The sequence below is a fragment of the Parvibaculum lavamentivorans DS-1 genome (assembly GCF_000017565.1).
Lineage (GTDB): Bacteria > Pseudomonadota > Alphaproteobacteria > Parvibaculales > Parvibaculaceae > Parvibaculum > Parvibaculum lavamentivorans.
Genome location: NC_009719.1, coordinates 1,246,472 through 1,266,011 on the forward strand (window position 1 = coordinate 1,246,472; position 19,540 = coordinate 1,266,011).

Here is a 19,540-nt window from a genome sequence, read left to right on the forward strand (position 1 = left end):
TATTAATGAAAGTCATTAAATCCCCGGGGAGGGTGAGGCGCCATGAAAATCGGAAAGCGCGGGGCGAGTATTCTCGCCGCGCTCGTCGTCATGCTCGTTGTCGGCGCGGTGCTGCTCAGCCGCTACTGGATCTACATTCCGGGCCTCCTGATGGAATTGCGCGATCCGGTGCAGCCCAACCGGGAAGTCACTTGGGAGCAGGGCCCTGCCGAAGCCACGGCATCCCCCACCGAGCGGGCGCCAAACGTCGTCTTCATCCTCGTGGACGACCTCGGCTTCAACGATTTGAGCTTCGCAGGCGGCGGCATGGGCGGCGGCACCGTCCGTACACCCCATATCGACAGCATTGCCCATGAAGGTGTCTTGTTCGCTAACGGTTATTCTGGAAATGCCACCTGCGCACCCTCCCGTGCTGCGATCATGACAGGCCGCTATGCCACGCGCTTCGGCTTCGAGTTCACGCCTGCGCCCAAGGCTTTCCAGAAAGGCATCGCCACCTTCAACAAGGATGCCGGCGCGCAATACTTTACCGAGCGAGAGAAAGACGTTCCCGAAGTCGATGCCATGAGCTTGCCCACCAGCGAAATCACCATCGCGGAAATGCTGAAGCAGCAGGGCTATCACAATGTCATGCTCGGCAAGTGGCATCTCGGCGGCACGGATACATCTCGTCCCGAGAAGCGCGGCTTCGACGAATTTCTCGGGTTCATTCCCGGCGCCTCGATGTTCCTGCCGCGCAACAGTCCAGACGTCGTGAACTCGATCCAGGATTTCGATCCAATCGACCGCTTTCTCTGGGCCAATCTGCCTTTCGCGGTCCAGTTCAACGGCGGTGACAGGTTCGAGCCTTCCGAATACATGACGGACTATCTCACCAATGAGGCCGTCAAGGCGATCGGGGCAAATCGCAATCGCCCTTTCTTCATGTATGTTGCCTACAACGCGCCGCATACGCCGCTTCAGGCGCTGAAATCGGATTATGACGCGCTGGCCCATATCGAAAATCACACCGAGCGCGTCTATGCCGCGATGGTCGTCGCGCTCGACCGTGGCGTCGGCAAGATCAAGCAAGCCCTTCGCGACAATGGTCTCGAAGAAAACACGATCATCATTTTTACCAGCGACAATGGCGGCGCGGGTTATGTCGGCCTGCCGGATCTGAACAAGCCTTATCGCGGTTGGAAGGCCTCCTTCTTCGAGGGCGGCATCCACGTTCCCTTCTTCATGAAGTGGCCTGCACGCATAGCACCCGGCACCGTCTATGAATATCCGGTCGCCCATGTCGATATCTTCAGCACCGTCGCTGCGGCAGCAGGTGCGACACCGCCGGCGGATCGCGTCATCGATGGCGTTGATTTGACGGCACAGGTGACGGGCAACACCGATCCTTCGCGCACGCTTTTCTGGCGGTCGGGACATTACAAGGTTCTGCTTTCCGAAGGCTGGAAACTCCAGACGTCCGAACGCCCGGAGAAGAAGTGGCTCTTCAATCTCGCTGCCGATCCCACGGAGCAGAAAAATCTGGCGGACGCCGAACCGGAAAAGCTCTCCGAGATGATGGAAATGCTCGCAAAAGTTGACGGCGAACAATCGGCGCCGGTCTGGCCGGCGCTCATCGAAGCGCCGATCATGATAGACCGTCCTCTCGGCGGTGCGCCGCGCGGGCCGGAAGATGAATTCGTCTTCTGGGCAAATTGAGAAGGATGCGATGAAGCGCTGGCTCCTGGCCGCCCTGTTTATCCTCGCCGCCGCCGCCGTTCTGGCGGCGGCGTTCGTGTGGCTGCGTGGCGGCCGGGAAGCGGCACGGCTTTCTTCGACGGAGCCGTCGCAATGCCTTTCGCCCATCGCCGGTGAAACGCCGCACCCGGGCATGGTCCGCGTCGAAGGCGGCACTTTCATGATGGGCGATACGCTCTACCCGGAAGAGGGGCCGCTGCGCGAGGTCTCGGTCGAAGCCTTTTGGATGGACCGTACGGAGGTCACCAATGCCGAGTTTGCCGAATTCGTTGCCGCCACGGGCTATGTCACGGTGGCCGAGCGTCCGGTCGACACCGCTCGTCACCCCGGCCTCCCGCCCGAGATGCAAAAGCCCGGCGCCGTCGTCTTCGTCATGCCGAATGATGTGAGCGGCACCGGCGACATCTCGCAATGGTGGCAATACATTCCCGGCGCGAATTGGCGCCACCCCGGCGGTCCCGACACGTCGATAGAGGAACGCGACCATTTTCCCGTCACCGCTATCGCCTATGAAGATGCGCAGGCTTACGCGGCGTGGAAGGGAAGGGTGCTCCCGACGGAAGCACAATGGGAGTGGGCCGCCCGCGAAGCGAAAGCGGACGCGCCGCCGCCCCGTGCGCAGCCGCGCGAGGCAAACACCTGGCAAGGCCTCTTCCCCGTCGCCAACAACACGGAGGACGGCTTCGTCGGCATTGCACCCGTCGGTTGTTTCGAGCCGAACGCGCTCGGCCTCTACGATATGATAGGCAATCTCTGGGAATGGACGGTCGATGAGTATGAAACCGTCCCCGGCGCACGCGTCATCAAGGGTGGTTCCTGGCTCTGCGCGCCGAATTATTGCCTGAGATACAGGCCCGGCGCGCGCCAGCCGCAAGAAGCCGACCTCGCCACCACGCATCTCGGTTTCCGAACGGTCCTCGCGCCCTGATCCGCTCTTCCGCTTGACGGTTTCCCCCGTTCATTGCTCACTTGCGCCATGTCCGCCGATCTTGCATCGGGCGAAAAGCCCGCAGACACAGTGCTTGAGCAGGTCTCCCTCGGTCATTTGCAAAAGGCTGAGCGCGAAATCGTCTGGCTGCGCTGGCTCGGTATCGCCGGCTGGGCCTTCATCCTCTGGAGCGGTGGTGCGGCCACGGATGCGGGCTGGGCATGGATCGTTTACGCGGGCGGCCTCGCTTACACCGCCTTTGCCCATTGGCGCATTGCCGGCGCTGGCTCGATCCTTTCAAGCGCGCGCATCACCACGGTGGGTGACCCTGTCCTCGTTACGCTTATGTGCATCGTCACCGGCGGCCCTGCTTCTCCCTTCTTTCCGTTCTACTATTTCACGCTGCTTGCCGCCGCCTTCCGCTTTGGCTGGCGCGAAACGCTCGGCCTCCTCGTTCTGAACAGCGGCCTCACCGTCTTCCTCTATCTCGTCGCACCGGGAGCCTCTCCCGAACTCTCGTCCCTCGTTATCGCGATCTTCCATCTGTCTTTTTCCGCTGCTCTCGGCGTCCTTCTCGCGCGCTGGGCACAGGAAAATCTCGACCTCGCGCTCGATCGTGCCCGTGCCTTGAGCTTCGCGCGAGACCGCGCCCGCGCGCTTCTGCAGCGCCTCATCCGCACGCAGGAAGACGAACGCCGCCTCATAGCGGGCGATCTGCACGATCGTATGAGCGGCCATCTCTTCGCGCTTCGGCAGGGGGCGGACCGCACCAATGACAGCGAGATAAGCGCCGCCGTCGATAGCCTGTCGACGGATGTGAGCGCCTTGATGAACGAACTTCACCCGACTGTGCTGGATGATCTCGGTTTCTGCGTCGCCGTTGAAGAGTTCATTGCGGCGCAAGGAGAATCTTCCTCATTCTCCATTTCGCTCGACATCGCGCCCGGTCTGCGCAGCTGGCGCTCCGCCACCGACGCAATGCTCTTTCGTATTCTTCAGGAGGCACTACTGAACATCCGGAAGCATGCGCGCGCCCGCCACGTTTCCGTTTCTTTCCAGCCGGCCGGGCAAGGCGCCGCGCGCCTCACGGTTTCGGATGATGGCGAAGGCTTCGATCCAGCCCTTGTCCGTCCCGGTCATTTCGGCCTTCTCACAATGCGCGAGCGTGCGGAGGCGCTCGGCGGCACGCTTGAAGTTCGCAGCGTGCCGGGGCAGGGTGCCATCCTTGTCGTGACGGTGCCGGGAGGGGGCGTGTCGTGAGAAAAATTTACACCTACCTGATCGACGATCATCATGTCCTGCGCCAGGCGGTTGTCGAAATGCTGGAGGCGGAGGAAGATATTTCCGTCATCGGGCAGAGCGGCGATGCGCGTTCCGGCATTGGCGAAATAGCAAACCTGAAGCCGGATGTCGCCATCCTCGACCTCAAGATGCCGGGCATGACGGGTCTCGCCGCGATAGGCGAAATCCTCCGCGCCGCGCCGAAAACAGGCATCATCATTTTCACCATGTATGACAATCCTGCCTATGTCTGGGAGACCACGAACGCGGGCGCGAGCGGCTATGTGCTGAAAAGCGCCTCGAAGGAAGACCTGCTTCGTGCCGTCCGCGCCGTACATGCGGGCGGGGGTTATTTGCAGGCCGAGGTGACGAAACCGCTGCTCCGCCGCCTTGCGCAGGACGCCCGCACTTCCGGCCAGAAGGCCACGCTCACTTCGCGCGAATTGCAGGTGCTTGAATGCCTCGCCGATGGCCAGAGCAACAAGATGATCGCCCAGACGCTTTCCATCACCGAGGATACGGTGAAGGCACATTTGAAAAGCCTCTATGAAAAACTGGGCGCCTCCGATCGCGCCCATGCGGTTGCCATTTCGCTCCGCCAGCAGCTCATCGAGTAGCTGGAAACCGGCGGAATTCCGGCCTTTTCCCTCTAAAGAGGCCACCCGCCCCCTCATCCGTGTAATACCGCCCGAAGCCGCCCCGGCCGATCCTCCGCGCCATCAACCTGGAGGAAATCGAGTGGCGAGCAAGAGCAGCACAGCCCCCCGCCGCGCCATTGTCATCGGCGCCAGCACCACCGGCCTCATCGCGGCGGCGGCGCTCGCTCGTCACTTCGCACATGTCATGGTGCTGGAGCGCGACACGCTTCCCGAGGAGCCCGAATGGCGCAAGGGCGTGCCCCAGTCGCGCCATGTCCATCTCCTGCTTCGCTGCGGTGAGGAAATCATCAGCCATTATTTCCCTGGCCTGACGGATGAGCTTGTTGCCGCCGGCGGCCGCCGCGTCGATATGGCGGGCGACACCCGCTGGTTTTATGCGGGCGGCTGGAAAGCGCGCTTTCAAAGCGGCATCACCATGCATTGCCAGAGCAAGGGCTTCCTCGAATGGGCGATCCGCCGCCGCGTCGAGTCACTCGGCAACGTCACCATCCGCGACCGCGCCGAAATCGACACCTTCACCACGGCGCCCGGTTCCGTCACAGGCGTCCGGCTGAAGGATGGCGAGGAAATCGCAGCCGATCTCGTCGTCGACGCGTCGGGCCGCAACTCGAAAACGCCACAGCGCCTCGCCGCCCTCGGCTTCGGCACTGTCGAGATATCGGAACTGCCCGTCGATGTCGGCTACGCCACTCGCGCCTATCGGATGCCGCGCGGCGCGCGCGACTGGCAATCCCTCATCGTTCACCCGCGCTACCCGGATGCCCGTATCGGCGTCATCATCCCGGTAGAGGGCGATCGCTGGCTCGTCACGCTGGTTGGCTGGCGCGGCGATCAACCGCCCGCCGATGACGAGGGCTTCCTCGAATTCGCACGCGGCCTTTCCGTCCCGGACATCTACGAGGCGATCCGCGATGCCGAACCGCTCACGCAGGCCGGCCTCCACCGCTTCCCGGGCAATCTCCGCCGCCACTATGACCGCCTTGCCACCATGCCGGATGGCTTGGTTGTTATCGGCGACGCCGCTTGTTCGTTTAACCCGATCTACGCCCAGGGCATGACGCAAGGCGCCACAGCCGCGCGCATCCTCGACGATTGCCTCGAGCGCCGCGCGAAGCACGGCAATTCGGGCCTTGCTGGCTTCGGCCCCGTCTTCCAGCGCGAATACGCAAAATTTGCCAATCGCTGCTGGCTTATCTCCACGACAGAGGAATACCGCGATCCGCTTGTCGCCCCTCATCCGCCACTCTGGACGAGGCTCGCCAACTGGTATCTCGAACAGGTCCACGAGCTCTCATGGAGCGATCGCCGGGCTGCGAAAAGCTTTCTCGAAGTCATGCATCTGCTTCGCCCGCCGGCTTCTCTGCTCTCGCCCGGGCTGGCAACCCGCGTCCTCGCGCATAGCCTCTTCGCCCGCGCGCACTGAAAAAAGAAAACTGAACCGGAGGGAATTTCCATGTGGCTCACAGACAGGCAGAGGCGGCGCGTCTCTCCCGCTGAAGAAGACGCGACCGGCACACCGATCCCGACGCGTATCGTCTCGAACGGCGAATACATGCCGATGCCGCAGACGCCGGATCAGGCCCGCGTGGAAAGCGGCATTCTTGCTGCCGCCGATGAACAGGGCGGTAGGCTCGGCATGGATCGCCGCGCCTTCCTGCGTTCGGGCGCAGGCCTCGCCGCCTCCTTCATGGTCATGAACAAGGTCTTCGGCGGCGACGTCTTCTCCGTCGCTCATGCCGAAACGCTCGATCCCGCCGCCGCCGCCGAGCGCGCCGCCCGTTTCGCCGATCAATATATCGTCGACATGCAGCTCCATTTCATTCGCGACGACTACGCCTGGGACGGCATTCTCCATCTCGGCAACTACGCGAAGCAGTGGAACGCAGACCTCGACAAGATCACTTTCGACAATTTCAAGTTCGATAACTTCATGAAGGAAGTCTATTTCGACAGCGACACGAAAATTGGCCTCATCAGCGCCGCGCCCGCCGATCACGGGCCGAACGTCATCATGAACAATGACGGCCTCGCCGACGCGCGCAATTTCGTCAACAAGGCATCGGGCTCGCGCCGCATGTTGTCCCACACGGTCATCGCGCCCGGCCAGCCCGGCTGGCTGGATGAGATAGACCGCGCCATCGAGGTCCTGAAGCCCGACAGCTGGAAGGGCTACACGCTCGGCGATCCCTTCGACAATTCGCAATATCCGTGGCGGCTCGATGACGAGAAGCTGATGTATCCGGCCTATGAGCGAATGGTGAAAGCAGGCATCCGCAATGTCTGCATCCACAAAGGTCTCCTGCCGGAAGACTACGAAAATGTCATCACCCATTGGCGTCACGCCATGGTGGACGATGTCGGCCCCGCCGCGCGCGACTGGCCGGAGCTGAACTTCATCATCTACCACTCCGGCTTCCGCCCGCTCATGACATCGCCGGATCCGCTCCTCGCGCAGTTTGAACGGACCGGGCGCATCGACTGGGTAAGCGATCTCGCCGACATCCCGGAGAAATACGGCGTCACGAATGTCTATGCCGAACTCGGCACCACCTTCGGCAGTTGCGCCGTCACCCATCCGCGCCTCGCCGCCGCCTTGATGGGCGTCATCATCCGCGGCATGGGCGCCGATCACGTCATCTGGGGAACCGACAGCGTCTGGTATGGCTCGCCGCAATGGCAGATCGAAGCCATGCGCCGCATCGAAATCCCCGAAGACATGCGCAAGGCGCACAACTTCGCGGCGCTCGGCGCGGCAGACGGGGAAGTGAAAAGCGCCATCTTCGCCGGCAATGGTTCGCGCCTCTATGGCCTCGAAGATCTCGCAGGCCCCGATGCGGCATGGCGAACCGACGCCCTGTCCAGGGTGAAGGCTGAATATGTGGCGGCGGGCGCCGCGCCCTCCAACAACTACTACGGCTTCATCCGCAGTGCCGGAGGGCAGGGCTGATGGCCGCAGCGTTCGACGGAAAAATCATCCTCGTCACCGGCGCCTCGGCAGGCATCGGCCGCGCCATTGCGGAGGCGGCCGCGCGCGAAGGTGCCTCCCTCGCTCTCGGCGACATAGCGGAGGCGGGCGAGGAGGTTGCAGTCTCCCTCCGCTCAAAAGGCGCAAAGGCCTTCTTCCTCCGCACCGATGTCCGCCGCAAATCCGATCTCGACGCGCTCGTCGCCCGCGCAAAATCCGAATTCGGCTCAAGTCCCCATGTCGCCTTCGCCAATGCAGGCGTGGAGGGCCGCCTCGCCACTCCATGGGAGCCATCGGAAGAAGAATTCCTCCGCGTCATGGACACGAATGTCGTCGGCGCCTGGCGTACCATGGCCGCCGTCCTGCCCGGCATGATCGCGCAAGGGCAGGGCGCCATCGTTGCCACTGCCTCCGTCGCCGGTCTCGTCGGTGCCGGTGGTCTGGCGGCCTATGTCGCCAGCAAGCACGGCGTCGTCGGCCTCGTGAAATCGGTAGCCATAGACGTCGCGAAGTCCGGCATCCGCGTTAACGCGCTTTGCCCCGGCATGATCGAAACCGCGATGGTCGATCGTCTTGCAGACGACATGCCCGGCTTCCGCGAGGCACTTCTCGCGCTGAAACCCATGGGCCGTCTTGGCGTGCCGTCGGAGGCCGCAGAGGCCGCCATCTGGCTGGCCTCGCCCGCCGCCAGTTTTGTCACCGGCCACGCGCTCGCCGTCGATGGCGGCTATGTCGCCCAATAAAAATCACGAGAGAGGGAAAATAAAATGAACACCACCACGATGATGACGGCTGAAGCCTCGAAAAAGCTGGTCGCCGATTTTCTCGGCGCCTGGCAGAAGCGCGACATCCCCGGCATCATGGATTGCTTCGCGCCCGATGCCGTCTATCACAATGTTCCGGTCGCGCCGATCAAGGGCATCGCCGGTATCCGCAAGATCTTCGAGGATTTCCTCGCGGCCTTCGCATATGCCGATCTCGAAATCATCCGCATCTGCGCTGAACCAAACCTCGTCTTCGCCGAACGTGTCGATCATTTCCGCCTTCATGACGGCAGGAGCGTCGACCTGCCGGTGAATGGCGTCTTCGAACTGCGAGATGGCAAGATCTGGCGTTTCAGCGACTATTTCGATCTCGCCTCCTTTGAAGGCCCCACCGGCTTGAAGCTCTGACCGGAATTTTCGCCGGAAAGGTGAGACTTTTTCCCGTCTGATGCGTTTTCCCCGCGAGAACCCTCATTCCTGGAGAAAATCACGCATGTCGGTTCAGGGCTTCCCTGCGACGGAAGACGCGGGAGGGCGGGAAAAGAGTGCCGTGCTTCAGGCCGCGCGCAATGTCTGGCGCGTGGAGAAAGCCGCGCGGGCGCACCTCCTTGTGGATGGCGCGGCTTACTATAGCGCCGTCCGCCATGCGATGCGCAATGCCGAACATTCGCTCATCATCGTCGGCTGGGATATCGACAGTCGCACCCGCCTTGTGGGTGAAAGCGGCAAGGCGGATGATGGTCTTCCCGAGACCTTAGGGGAATTTCTGAAGGCGCTGGCGAAGGAAAAGCCGGACCTCTCCATAAAGATTCTCCTTTGGGACTATTCCGTCCTTTATGCGATGGAGCGCGAGCTTCTCCCCGTCGTCGCCTTCCGCTGGAGCACGCCCGGCAATATCGACCTCTGCCTCGACGATCGCGTGCCGATCGGCGCCTCGCATCACCAGAAGATAGTCGCGATCGATGACAAGCTTGCCTTCTGCGGCGGCCTCGACATCACGGTCCGCCGCTGGGACACCTCCGCCCACGATCCACGAAATGCCGGCCGCGTCGATCCGGCGAACGAACCCTATCGCCCCTTCCACGATGTGCAGATGATGGTCGATGGGCCCGCAGCCGCGGCACTGGGCGATCTTGCGCGCCGCCGCTGGGAACATGCCGCCGCCGAGAAGCTCGATCCCCCGCGCACCGGCGGCGACCCCTGGCCCCGCTCCATCGACTCGCATTTCCGCGATGTTTCCGTCGGCATCGCCCGCACCGAACCTCCTTATTCCGGCCGCCCGGAAGTCCGTGAAGTGCAGGCACTCTTCGGCGATATGGTCGCCGCTGCGCAACGCTGGATCTATATCGAGAACCAGTTCCTGACCTGCACGGATTTCGCCCGCCGTCTCGCCGCCCGTCTCCGGCAGCTTCCCTCGCTCGAGGCGCTCCTCGTCGTGCCGGAAACCCATCACACATGGCTGGAGCATCGCACCATGCTGATGGGACGCATCCGCTTCATGGAAATCCTGCGTGAGGCCGGTGTCGCGGATCGCGTCCGCCTGCTTCATCCCACTATAGGCGAAGGCGACGAGGCGGTCCCCATCATGGTCCATTCCAAGGTGATGATCGTCGACGACGCCATTCTCCGTGTCGGCTCCGCCAATCTCTGCCATCGCTCGATGGGCATGGATTCCGAATGCGACCTCGCGGTGGAGGCCGACAGCGGCGATGGCCGCGAAGCCGTCTTGGCGGCGCTTGGCCGCCTGCTTGGCGAGCATTGCGGTGCCGACCCCGCGCGCATCGTCGCCACGCTCCGCGAGTCAGACTCTCTTTTCACCGCCATGGACAATTGCGGCAGCAAGACGCGCCGCCTCAATCCGGTAGAAGACGCAACCGACCTGTCCGGTGAAACGGCCAGTGCCATAGAAGCAGTGGCTGACCCGGTTCAGCCCATAGGCGCGGGCGAATATTTCGCCGATATCGTCGATTTCGCAGGCGAAGCGGACAAGAGCGGCGGCCTCTCCGCCATGGCGAAAGCGACTGCCGCCCTTCTCTTTGTCGGCGCTCTGGTGCTTCTCTGGCGCTACACGCCGCTCTCCGATTACGCCGATCCGCAGACGCTGCGCTCTTCCTTCGATGGAGTCGCCGCTGGTTCCTTCGCGCCCGTCATTGTCGTCGCCATATATGTGTTGACCGGCTTCATCGCCTTTCCCGTCACCGTGCTCATCGTCGCCACGGCCGCGACCTTCGGTCTCTGGCCGGGCCTCCTCTATGCGGGCATAGGCTCCCTCGCAAGCGCCGCCGCCACATACCTGGCCGGCCGTTCGCTCGGTGCCGACATGCTGCGAAATCTCATCGGCCCCCGCATCAATCGCATCGGCCGCGGCATCGGCAAGCGCGGCGTCGTCACCATCATGACGATACGCCTCGTGCCGGTCGCACCTTTCATGCTGGTCAATCTCGTGGCGGGGGCTCTGCGCGTGCCGATTATCGACTACATGGTCGGGACCTTGCTCGGCCTCGCGCCCGGCATCCTGGTCCTGTCCGTCCTTGGTGATCGCGTCTTCACGATCCTCCAGGACCCATCGCTGCTCGATATCGCGATCATCCTCGGCTCGCTCGCGGCATGGATCGCCCTTGCGCTCGGCCTCCAGCGCCTCATCTCGAAAAGGCGGAGTTCGAGGTGAGGAGAGACTTTCTTCGCGTTCTGAGCTGGAACATTCACGGCGGCGTCGGCCGCGACGGCCGTTTCGATCTCGCGCGCATCGTCCGCCTCGTGGAGCGCCACGATCCGGATATCGTCGCCTTTCAGGAGGTGGATTCCCGCGGCCGGCTCGATGGCGGCGCGCCGCTGTCGATCCTCAAGGAAGCCCTCGGCGAGCACGCCGCCGAAGGCCGCACGATCTCCGCCCCGGATGGTCACTACGGCCATGCCGTCATCAGCCGCTTCCCGCTTTCCGGCACACGCGTCTGCGATTTGTCGTTTCGTTCGCGTGAGCCGCGCTGCGCCATCTCCGCAAATATCGAAACGCCCTGGGGGCCCCTTCGCCTCGTCACCACGCATCTGGGCCTCAGCATCTGGGAGCGCCGCCTGCAATCCTCGATGCTTGTGGATCTTGCCCGCGAGGAAAAATTGCCCTGCATCATGATGGGCGACTTCAACGACTGGTTTTCTTTCGGCTGGGTCCGCCGCCGCCTCAGGGCGGTTCTGCCCTCGCGCACGATGGAGCAGACCTTCCCCTCGGCCTGGCCGTTTCTTCGTCTGGACCGGATTTATTGCGGTGGCGCCGCTGCCATCGTGAAAAGCTGGACGGATGAAGGCGCCGCGCCGATTTCCGACCACCTCCCCATCATCGCGGACATCTCCCTCGCGGGCTAGCGCCGCTGCGTCCCGTCCAGCGTCAGGATATCCGTGTAAAGTTCCGGTCGTCTGTCGCGGAATACGCCCCAGTTGACGCGCTGCCGCCGATTCTGCTCCACGTCGAAAGTCGCCGTCAGCACGGCCTCTTCGCGCTCGTCCGCCTCCGCCACCTTGGCACCGGATGCATCCGTGATGAAGGACGAGCCGTAAAACGTGATGGCGCAGCTGCGGCCTTCCTCCCGCCCGACGCGGTTCGATGCGACTACGGGCGTGAGGTTTGCCGCCGAATGTCCCTGCATCGTCCTTTGCCAGTGGTCGCGCGAATGAATCGTCTCGTCATGCGGTTCGGAGCCGATAGCGGTGGGGTAGAGGATCACGTCCGCGCCCTTCAGCGCCAGGATGCGCGCCGTCTCCGGAAACCATTGATCCCAGCAGATCGCCGCCCCGATGCGGCCATGGCGTGTGTTCCAGACGTAAAAGCCGGTATCGCCGGGACTGAAGTAATATTTCTCGCGATAGCCCGGCCCGTCCGGGATATGCGATTTCCGGTAGACACCGAGGATCTCGCCGCTGTCGATCATCACCAGTGAATTATACTGCGCATTGTTGGCGCGCTCGTAGATCGACACCGGAATGACCGCTTTGTAGTGCGCGGCGAGGGCCCGGAAATGATGCACCGCAGGGTTGTCGGCAATGGGCGTCGCCAGATGCATCAGGTCCGGCTCCGTATCCTTGCAGAAATAAGGTGTCTCGAAGAGCTCCTGCAGCAGGATCACCTGTGCGCCCTTTTCCGCCGCCGCCCTTACCAGCGTCTCCGCCCGCGCAATATTCTCGTCGCGGTCATGGCCACAGGCCATCTGCGTGGCGGCGACCGTCATATGCGTCATGCTTTTACTCCTGACAAAACCGGCGGGCCTGGCCCGGCTGCTTGCCGGGATCGTTACAAATTGCGTCTATCGCCCGTCATGCGTCGATTTAGCAGCTGAAAATCGCCGGATTCCGCGAATTTTCAACTCCGCATTGCGGCAGATCAATTCCCGGCTTCGGCTCCCCGTACATACTCGGCTGCGTCTGCATTTCCGTAAAGAGGGGACACGCCGGATGTTGCATCATTTCGTTCAAATCCTTGACTTCTCGAAGGAGGAGTTGCTCCGCATGATGGAGCTGACGGCACTGCTGAAGCGGGCCGACAAGGATGGCGCCTGTCCGAAACTGTTGAGCGGCGCCTCTCTGGGGATGATTTTCGAGGAACCGTCCACTCGCACCCGCGTCTCCTTCGAAGTCGCCATGACCAAGCTCGGCGGCCACGCGCTCTATCTCCGTCCCGGCGAAATTCATCTCGGCGCCCGCGAGTCGATCGCGGATACCGCTCGCGTGGTCTCCCGCATGGTCGACGCCATCGAGGCGCGCACGCTGAAGCACCAGACGGTCCTCGATCTCGCGAAATACGCGACTGTTCCCGTCCTCAACGGTCTGACCGATTTCAATCATCCGACACAGGTCGTCTGCGACGTCTTCACCATGACGGAACATGCGCCGAAAGGTAAGAAACTCGAAGACTTCAATCTCGCCTTCGTCGGCGACGCGACAAATGTCTGCATTTCGCTCATGTTCATCTGCGCCCGCTTGGGGATTTCCTTCACCCAGGCGGCGCCCGCGAAGTATCAGATATCCGAAGCGCACCGTGCCATGGTGCGCGACGCTTGCGCGGAGTCGGGCGCGAAAATTTCCTTCACCGAAGACCCTGCCGCCGCTGTCGCCGAAGCCGATTTCATCTATACCGATCTCTGGTGGTGGGTCGGTCAGGAAAGCGAGATACCCGAGCGCAGCGCCGCCTTTATGCCGAAATTCCAGGTCAATGGGGCATTGATGGCAAAAGCGCCGGCCACCGCGCGCTTCATGCACTGTCTTCCTGCCTCGCGCGGCGTCGAGGCAACCGACGAAGTCATGGACGGCACGCAATCCATCATCCTCGATCAATCCGAAAACCGGCTGCACACCGAGAAGGCGTTGCTTGTCTGGTTCGTCTATCCCCGCCTGAAGCGCCCCTCCGAAGCTCTGCTCGCGCGCCACAAGGGATTGGTCGAGGATTTCCTGACGGATTTTCTCTGACCTTTCCGGGAGTGAAGCGGTGTTTGCCACGCGTAGAAAAATTCAACTTTATCGGGAGAAAAAATAATGACCGATCGATCTGCCGCCAATTCGCGTGGCTACAAGAAGGTCATGCGCAGCCTTGACCTCACGCTGTTCACTGTCTGCGCCATTCTCGTTATCGACCAGTTAGCGGCTTCCGCGGCCATCGGCCCGCAAGCTGTCTTCTGGTGGATATTCACGATGATCTTCTTCTTCTTGCCCTATGGCCTCATCACCGCCGAACTCGGCAGCACCTATCCGGACCAGGGTGGCATCTATGCCTGGGTGCGCCGCGCTTTCGGGCCGCGTTGGGGCGGACGTACAGCCTGGCTCTGGTGGATCAACGTCGCGCTCTGGCAGCCCTCGGTCTTCATTCTCTTCGCCGGCATCTTCGCCGCCCTCTTCATGCCGGACCTCGGTCTGTGGACGCAGATCGCCATCGCCATTGCGCTCACCTGGCTCACCGTCTGGATCAACGTCGTCCGTCTCGACGTCGGCAAATGGGTGCCCAATATCGGCGCCGTCTTCAAGGCCGCGATCATGCTGGTCATCGGCATTGGCGGTTTTCTCTACGCCGCAAATCACGGTGTCGCCAACGAGCTGACATTCTCCAGCATGGCGCCGAGCTGGGGTGCCTCGCTCGCCTTCCTGCCGGTCATCGTCTACAACTTCATGGGCTTTGAGCTGATGTCCGGCGCCAGCGCCGAGATGAAAAACCCCGCCCGCGACGTGCCCGTGACGATCGCCGTATCGGGTATTCTCATCGCCGCCTTCTATCTCTTCGCCACCATCGGCATCCTGATCGCTCTCCCGCTCGACGAGATCAACCTCGTCAGCGGCATCGTCGATACGCTCCGCGTGTTGCTCGGCGAAGGGGGTGGCATATTCGTCGTCGTGCTCGGTATCATGGCGCTCTACACCTTCCTTGCCAACATGGTCACATGGACCATGGGTGCCAACCGCTCGGCCGCCGAGGCCGCTCTCGACGGCAACCTGCCGGCGATGTTCGCGCGCCTTCACCCTGAGCATAAAACGCCTTCCAACGCTGCCATCGTGACGGGCGTTGTGACCTCGGTTGTCATCGTCGTCTACGGTCTCCTCGCCGCCGACGCGGAAGACCTCTTCTGGACGCTCTTCGCATTCTCCTCCATCGTCTTCCTGCTTCCTTATCTCATCATGTTCCTGACCTTCCTGCAGCTTCGCCGCATCGATGCGCACCGGCCGCGCCCCTATCGGGTGCCCGGCGGAAAGGGCGGGGCCCTCGTTTTCGCTTTGTTGTGCATCGCGTTCATCGTTCAGGCCATTGTCTTCTTCATCTACACTCCCGGGGAGTTCGACATGACATATGCCGCCTCCATCATCATCGGCGTCGCGGCAACGGTCATCGTCGGTGAACTCATGATCATGCGGGCAAAGCGCGTCACCGCGTCTGCAGGCTGACGGTATCGAAGGAGAGAAGCGAATGGTTCGGTTGCTTGAGACGACACCGAAGGCGGATGGCTTCCGCATGCCCGCCGAGTTCGAGCCCCATGCCGGCACATGGATGCTCTGGCCGGAGCGACCGGACAACTGGCGGCTGGGTGCGAAGCCCGCCCAGCACGCCTTCGTCGCCGTCGCGGAAGCGATTTCCGGCGGCGAGCCGGTCACGGTCGGCGCCTCGCCGCGCCAGTTCGCCAACGCGCGTGCGATGCTGCCGCCCCAAATCCGCGTCGTCGAAATCTCGAACGACGATTCATGGATGCGCGATTGCGGCGCCACCTTCGTTGTCGACGGCAAAGGCGGCGTCCGCGCCATAGACTGGATATTCAACGCCTGGGGCGGTCTCGACGGCGGCCTCTATTTTCCCTGGGATCAGGACGATCTCGTCGCGTCCAAAATGGCCGAAATCGAGCGCGTGGACCGCTACCGCGCGCCCATCATCCTCGAAGGCGGCTCCATCCATGTCGACGGCGAAGGCACGCTCCTTACGACGGAGGAATGCCTTCTCAATCCCAACCGCAACCCCGGCCTCTCCCGAGCGGAGATCGAAGCCGTCCTCACCGATTATCTCAATCTTGAGAAAATCGTCTGGCTCGGCCTCGGTGTCGTCGAGGACGAAACAAACGGCCACGTGGACAATCTCTGCTGCTTCGTGCGTCCCGGCGTCGTCGCCCTCACATGGACCGACGACAAGGCCGACCCGCAATACGACGTTTCGCACGACGCCTTCGAGCGCCTCTCCGCCGCCACCGACGCGCGCGGGCGCCGCTTGGAAATTCACAAGCTCCACCAGCCGGGTCCCCTCTACATCACGGAAGAGGAAAGCGGCGGCGTCGATGCGGTGGAAGGTACGCAACCCCGTCTTCCCGGCGCCCGTCTCGCTGCCTCCTATGTCAATTTCTACATCGCCAACGGCGTCGTCGCCGTGCCCGTCTTCGGCGACCCGCATGACGGCGCCGCCATCGACAAGATTGCCGCGCTATTGCCCGGCCGCAAGGTCGTCGCCGTGCCTGCTCGGGAAATCCTGTTGGGGGGCGGCAACATCCATTGCATCACTCAGCAGCAGCCCGCGCCTCGCAGCATGAAGGGCTGAGCGGATGCGCGTCCTCGTTGCTATCGGCGGAAACGCTCTCCTGAAGCGCGGCGAAATGCTGGCCATTGCAAATCAGCGCCGTAACATGGCCGATGCAGCCGCCCCGCTCGCCGTCATTGCCCGCGAGCATGAAATGGTCCTCGTCCATGGTAACGGTCCGCAGGTCGGCCTTCTCGCGCTCGAGGCGGACGCCTACAAGGACGCGCCGGCATATCCGCTCGATGTGCTGGGCGCGGAGTCGCAGGGCATGATCGGCTTCGTGATAGAAGAGGCGATGCGCCGCTTCCTCCCGGACAAGGAGATCGTGGCGGTTCTCACGCAAACCCTCGTCGATCCCGGCGATCCTGCCTTCGCTGCACCGTCGAAACCCATCGGCCCGGTCTATGATGAGGAGACGGCGAAGGCGCTCGCCGCCGAGCGTGGCTGGTCCGTCGCGCCGGATGGCAAGTCGTGGCGCCGTGTCGTCGCATCGCCCGCACCCCAGCGCATCGTCGAACTCGCCTCCATCCGCAGGCTGGTCGAGAGTGGCTGCGTTGTAATCTGCGCTGGCGGCGGCGGCATTCCCGTCCGTCCCGGCCCCGCTGGCGCGCCTGAAGGCATAGAGGCCGTCATCGACAAGGACCTCGCCGCCCGCCTGCTCGCTGTTGAGCTCGCCGCCGACTGTCTCGTGATCCTGACGGACGTGGATGGTCTCTACGAGAATTGGGGCAAGCCCGGTCAGCGCCTTCTCAAATCCATCGCCGCCCGCGATCTCGATCCTGCTTCCTTCGCCTCCGGCTCCATGCGCCCGAAGGTCGAAGCCGTCCGCGGTTTCGTGGAGGCGACAGGCCGTCCCGCCTTCATCGGCAGCCTCGCCGAGGCGGCTGCGCTCATAGCGGGCAGGGCAGGCACCCGCATCGAGCCGTGAATTGCCCGTAACCTTTCAGTGATCGCCTCGGCCCTCCGTGTCATCGCCGGTCAACCGGGTTATGCTCGCCGGAATTCATCCCCATATTCGTGGTAGATATGCGGCGCGGCGGGCAGAAAAGGCGTGGATCCGGGCCTGAAGATGGTTGTTGGCATAGTGAGCACAAGCCCGGAGGCGCCGCCCCGGCCGACCTTCCATGTCGCGCCGCCGCCGCCGCCCCGCCCGAAGACGTGGAGCGAGTTCGCCATCGCGCTCGCCATTGCCCTTTTCCTCAATCTTCTGCTGCTGCTCCCCTTCCTCCTCCAGTCGCCGGCCGTCGCGCCGCCCTTCGAGGAGCCGGAGGCGATCTCGGTTGAACTGGTGCAGGAGCCTCGGCAGGAAGAGCCCCAGCCGGAGCCCCAACCTGAGCCGCAGCCGGAACCGGCGCCGGAAGTGCCCTCCGCGCAGAGAACCTTCACCCGCTCCGGCGGCGACAGCGACGAGCCGCCGGGAGATCCCGTCGAGGAGGAGCCCGCCGATCCCGCCGCCACGGAACCGGACCTGCAGCCGGATGAAACGACGGTCGAGCCGCGCGAGGAACAGGCCGCCGAGGATATTCCCGGCTGGGCCCGCACCATCGAGCCTGGCTACGATGTGCGAGCCGGCAATCCGCAGGCCACCGCCGCCGCAAAACAGGCCACGCGCGGTGGCGGCGGTGGCGATGCCTATCTGAATGCGATGGGAAAGCGCATCGTCGCGAATGTCGTCTATCCGAGGGAGGCCGCCGGCAGGACCGGCGTCATCGTCTTTGACCTTGTGGTCCACCGCTCGGGCGTCATTCGGCAGGCCGTGGTCGTCTCCTCCACCGGCGTGCCCTCGCTGGACCGCGCCGCGACCGAAGCCCTCCAGCGAAGCCAGCCTTTCGCGCCTTTCCCGCCGGGTGTCATGGTGGAAACGGCCCAGCTCCGGCTGACGCTGAAAGTGGCGCCGAACATGCCTTGAGCGGCATTGTTCTGCCGCTCTCCCAAACCCCTGAAATATGCCATTCTTGCCTACCCACCCTTTCGGGTGGGTATGGAGGGGTAAATCTGCCCCAGCATCCCTCGAAACAAGCGCCGTCTGGGGAGGATAGCGTGCTGAAAACGATAAGTGCCTGGTTTCGCAGTGAAAATCGCGCGCAGCCAGGCCAGAAACGGGGGGAGGCACAGGTGTCGGCTAGCGCCCATCACTGGTATTTCAACAAACGGCCCAAGGATGTAATCGAGGCGGATACGCTGGTCCTGCGCGAAGATCCCATCCCCGCGCTGAAGCAGGGGGAGCTTCTCGTCCGCACCCTCTATATGTCGCTGGATGCAACAAACCGCGTCTGGATGAGCGATTGGGATACCTATATGGACCCGCTGCCGCTCGGCTCCCGCATGCTCGGCTTCGTGCTGGGCGAGGTGGCCGAAAGCCGCAATCCGGCCTTCCCGCAAGGCTCCCTCGTCACCGGCCTGGGCACCTGGTCCGATTATTTCGTCACCGATGGCGTCGGCTACGTTCCCTTCCCGAAGCCTGAGGGCGTCCCCCTCGCGGATGCCTTCGGCATTCTCTCTGTCGCCGGCCCTACCGCCTATGTCGGCCTCCTCGAAATCGGCAAGCCGAAACCGGGCGACACGGTCGTCGTCACCGCGGCGGCCGGCGCGGTCGGCGCGCTGGTCGGTCAGATTGCGAAGCTGCATGGCTGCCGCGTAGTCGGCGTCGCGGGCTCCGAAGACAAATGCCGCTGGCTCACCGATGAACTCGGCTTCGACGCCGCCATCGACTACCGCAAGGAAAATGTGCTGGATGCGCTGAAGCGCGAAGCGCCGAACGGTATCGACGTTCATTTTGAAAATGTCGGCGGCGAGCAGCTCGATGCGGGTCTCACACTGATGAACGATGGCGGCCGCGTCGTCATCTGCGGCCTCATCTCCACCTACAATTCGTCGGAGCCCGTGCCGGGCCCCTACATGTTTCGCAATGTCATCATGAAGCGCCTCACCATTCAGGGCTTCGTCATTCTCGACTACGCGGAGCATTTCGCGGAATACAACGCGAAGCTCGTCGAATGGATGCGCACAGGCAAACTCAAATACCGTCTGCATATTGTCGACGGTCTGAAGAATGCGCGAGACGCGCTCGGCCTTCTCTACACGGGAGGCAACAACGGAAAGCTCATGGTGCGCATAGGAAAAGAAAGCGCCTGAGCGGAAGAAGGAAGACAATAAGCCCGCATTGAAGCGGGCGCGCGG

General features: G+C 63.0%; 17 protein-coding genes. 16 read left to right on the plus strand and 1 reads right to left on the minus strand.

Going from position 1 to position 19,540, the window contains the following annotated elements; translation table 11 throughout:
* Positions 1-42 precede the first annotated feature (42 nt).
* From PLAV_RS05765 to PLAV_RS05810, 10 genes are all read left to right on the plus strand, one after another.
* Positions 43-1,698 (plus strand): sulfatase-like hydrolase/transferase, encoded by a 1,656-nt coding sequence (locus PLAV_RS05765; protein WP_012110013.1) that lies wholly within the window; start codon positions 43-45, stop codon positions 1,696-1,698.
* A 10-nt stretch (positions 1,699-1,708) separates the two neighbouring features.
* The gene (locus tag PLAV_RS05770) at positions 1,709-2,665 is read left to right on the plus strand and encodes a formylglycine-generating enzyme family protein (protein ID WP_012110015.1); all 957 of its coding nucleotides are present in this window, start codon (positions 1,709-1,711) and stop codon (positions 2,663-2,665) included.
* Between the two features lie 48 nt (positions 2,666-2,713).
* Positions 2,714-3,925 (plus strand): sensor histidine kinase, encoded by a 1,212-nt coding sequence (locus tag PLAV_RS05775; RefSeq protein WP_012110017.1) that lies wholly within the window; start codon positions 2,714-2,716, stop codon positions 3,923-3,925.
* Positions 3,922-4,563: a response regulator gene (locus PLAV_RS05780; protein WP_012110018.1), complete on the plus strand. Its 642-nt coding sequence runs from the start codon at positions 3,922-3,924 to the stop codon at positions 4,561-4,563. The genes PLAV_RS05775 and PLAV_RS05780 overlap by 4 nt, the downstream gene beginning before the upstream one ends.
* A gap of 121 nt (positions 4,564-4,684) precedes the next feature.
* Positions 4,685-6,028, plus strand: a complete 1,344-nt coding sequence (locus PLAV_RS05785) for an NAD(P)/FAD-dependent oxidoreductase (protein WP_012110019.1) — start codon at positions 4,685-4,687, stop codon at positions 6,026-6,028.
* Positions 6,029-6,058: 30 nt separating this feature from the next.
* The gene (locus PLAV_RS05790) at positions 6,059-7,552 is read left to right on the plus strand and encodes an amidohydrolase family protein (protein WP_012110021.1); all 1,494 of its coding nucleotides are present in this window, start codon (positions 6,059-6,061) and stop codon (positions 7,550-7,552) included.
* Positions 7,552-8,313 (plus strand): glucose 1-dehydrogenase, encoded by a 762-nt coding sequence (locus PLAV_RS05795; protein WP_012110023.1) that lies wholly within the window; start codon positions 7,552-7,554, stop codon positions 8,311-8,313. Before PLAV_RS05790 ends, PLAV_RS05795 begins: the two co-directional genes overlap by 1 nt.
* A 24-nt stretch (positions 8,314-8,337) precedes the next feature.
* On the plus strand, positions 8,338-8,742 hold the full coding sequence (locus tag PLAV_RS05800; RefSeq protein WP_012110024.1) for a nuclear transport factor 2 family protein: 405 nt from the start codon (positions 8,338-8,340) through the stop codon (positions 8,740-8,742).
* 85 nt (positions 8,743-8,827) lie between these two features.
* Positions 8,828-11,002 carry a VTT domain-containing protein gene (locus tag PLAV_RS05805; protein ID WP_012110025.1) on the plus strand — a complete coding sequence of 725 codons (2,175 nt, stop codon included), beginning with the start codon at positions 8,828-8,830 and terminating at the stop codon, positions 11,000-11,002.
* Positions 10,999-11,694 carry an endonuclease/exonuclease/phosphatase family protein gene (locus PLAV_RS05810; RefSeq protein ID WP_012110026.1) on the plus strand — a complete coding sequence of 232 codons (696 nt, stop codon included), beginning with the start codon at positions 10,999-11,001 and terminating at the stop codon, positions 11,692-11,694. The genes PLAV_RS05805 and PLAV_RS05810 overlap by 4 nt, the downstream gene beginning before the upstream one ends.
* On the opposite strand, the gene aguB is transcribed toward PLAV_RS05810, so the two are convergent.
* Positions 11,691-12,563 carry an N-carbamoylputrescine amidase gene (gene aguB / locus PLAV_RS05815; protein ID WP_012110027.1) on the minus strand — a complete coding sequence of 291 codons (873 nt, stop codon included), beginning with the start codon at positions 12,561-12,563 and terminating at the stop codon, positions 11,691-11,693. The genes PLAV_RS05810 and aguB overlap by 4 nt on opposite strands.
* Positions 12,564-12,777: 214 nt before the next feature.
* Here aguB and ptcA point away from each other — a divergent pair, with 214 nt between their 5' ends.
* From ptcA to PLAV_RS05845, 6 genes are all read left to right on the plus strand, one after another.
* Positions 12,778-13,788 carry a putrescine carbamoyltransferase gene (gene ptcA / locus PLAV_RS05820; protein WP_012110028.1) on the plus strand — a complete coding sequence of 337 codons (1,011 nt, stop codon included), beginning with the start codon at positions 12,778-12,780 and terminating at the stop codon, positions 13,786-13,788.
* Positions 13,789-13,854: 66 nt separating this feature from the next.
* Entirely contained in the window at positions 13,855-15,249 is a 1,395-nt protein-coding gene (locus PLAV_RS05825; RefSeq protein WP_012110029.1) for an APC family permease, read from the plus strand.
* A gap of 22 nt (positions 15,250-15,271) precedes the next feature.
* Positions 15,272-16,381, plus strand: a complete 1,110-nt coding sequence (gene aguA / locus PLAV_RS05830; protein WP_012110030.1) for an agmatine deiminase — start codon at positions 15,272-15,274, stop codon at positions 16,379-16,381.
* Between the two features lie 4 nt (positions 16,382-16,385).
* Positions 16,386-17,288 carry a carbamate kinase gene (arcC, locus tag PLAV_RS05835; protein WP_012110031.1) on the plus strand — a complete coding sequence of 301 codons (903 nt, stop codon included), beginning with the start codon at positions 16,386-16,388 and terminating at the stop codon, positions 17,286-17,288.
* 156 nt (positions 17,289-17,444) lie between these two features.
* Positions 17,445-18,269: a TonB family protein gene (locus PLAV_RS05840; protein ID WP_143710175.1), complete on the plus strand. Its 825-nt coding sequence runs from the start codon at positions 17,445-17,447 to the stop codon at positions 18,267-18,269.
* A gap of 206 nt (positions 18,270-18,475) precedes the next feature.
* Positions 18,476-19,495: an NADP-dependent oxidoreductase gene (locus PLAV_RS05845; protein ID WP_143710176.1), complete on the plus strand. Its 1,020-nt coding sequence runs from the start codon at positions 18,476-18,478 to the stop codon at positions 19,493-19,495.
* Positions 19,496-19,540: the final 45 nt, after the last annotated feature.

Bases quoted from the DNA above. Each gene is read 5' to 3' on its own strand.
- PLAV_RS05765 (WP_012110013.1), top strand. From the start codon at position 43: ATGAAAATCGGAAAGCGCGGGGCGAGTATTCTCGCCGCGCTCGTCGTC.
- PLAV_RS05770 (WP_012110015.1), top strand. From the start codon at position 1,709: ATGAAGCGCTGGCTCCTGGCCGCCCTGTTTATCCTCGCCGCCGCCGCC.
- PLAV_RS05775 (WP_012110017.1), top strand. From the start codon at position 2,714: ATGTCCGCCGATCTTGCATCGGGCGAAAAGCCCGCAGACACAGTGCTT.
- PLAV_RS05790 (WP_012110021.1), top strand. From the start codon at position 6,059: ATGTGGCTCACAGACAGGCAGAGGCGGCGCGTCTCTCCCGCTGAAGAA.
- PLAV_RS05795 (WP_012110023.1), top strand. From the start codon at position 7,552: ATGGCCGCAGCGTTCGACGGAAAAATCATCCTCGTCACCGGCGCCTCG.
- PLAV_RS05800 (WP_012110024.1), top strand. From the start codon at position 8,338: ATGAACACCACCACGATGATGACGGCTGAAGCCTCGAAAAAGCTGGTC.
- PLAV_RS05805 (WP_012110025.1), top strand. From the start codon at position 8,828: ATGTCGGTTCAGGGCTTCCCTGCGACGGAAGACGCGGGAGGGCGGGAA.
- aguB (WP_012110027.1), bottom strand. From the start codon at position 12,563: ATGACGCATATGACGGTCGCCGCCACGCAGATGGCCTGTGGCCATGAC.
- ptcA (WP_012110028.1), top strand. From the start codon at position 12,778: ATGTTGCATCATTTCGTTCAAATCCTTGACTTCTCGAAGGAGGAGTTG.
- PLAV_RS05825 (WP_012110029.1), top strand. From the start codon at position 13,855: ATGACCGATCGATCTGCCGCCAATTCGCGTGGCTACAAGAAGGTCATG.
- aguA (WP_012110030.1), top strand. From the start codon at position 15,272: ATGGTTCGGTTGCTTGAGACGACACCGAAGGCGGATGGCTTCCGCATG.
- arcC (WP_012110031.1), top strand. From the start codon at position 16,386: ATGCGCGTCCTCGTTGCTATCGGCGGAAACGCTCTCCTGAAGCGCGGC.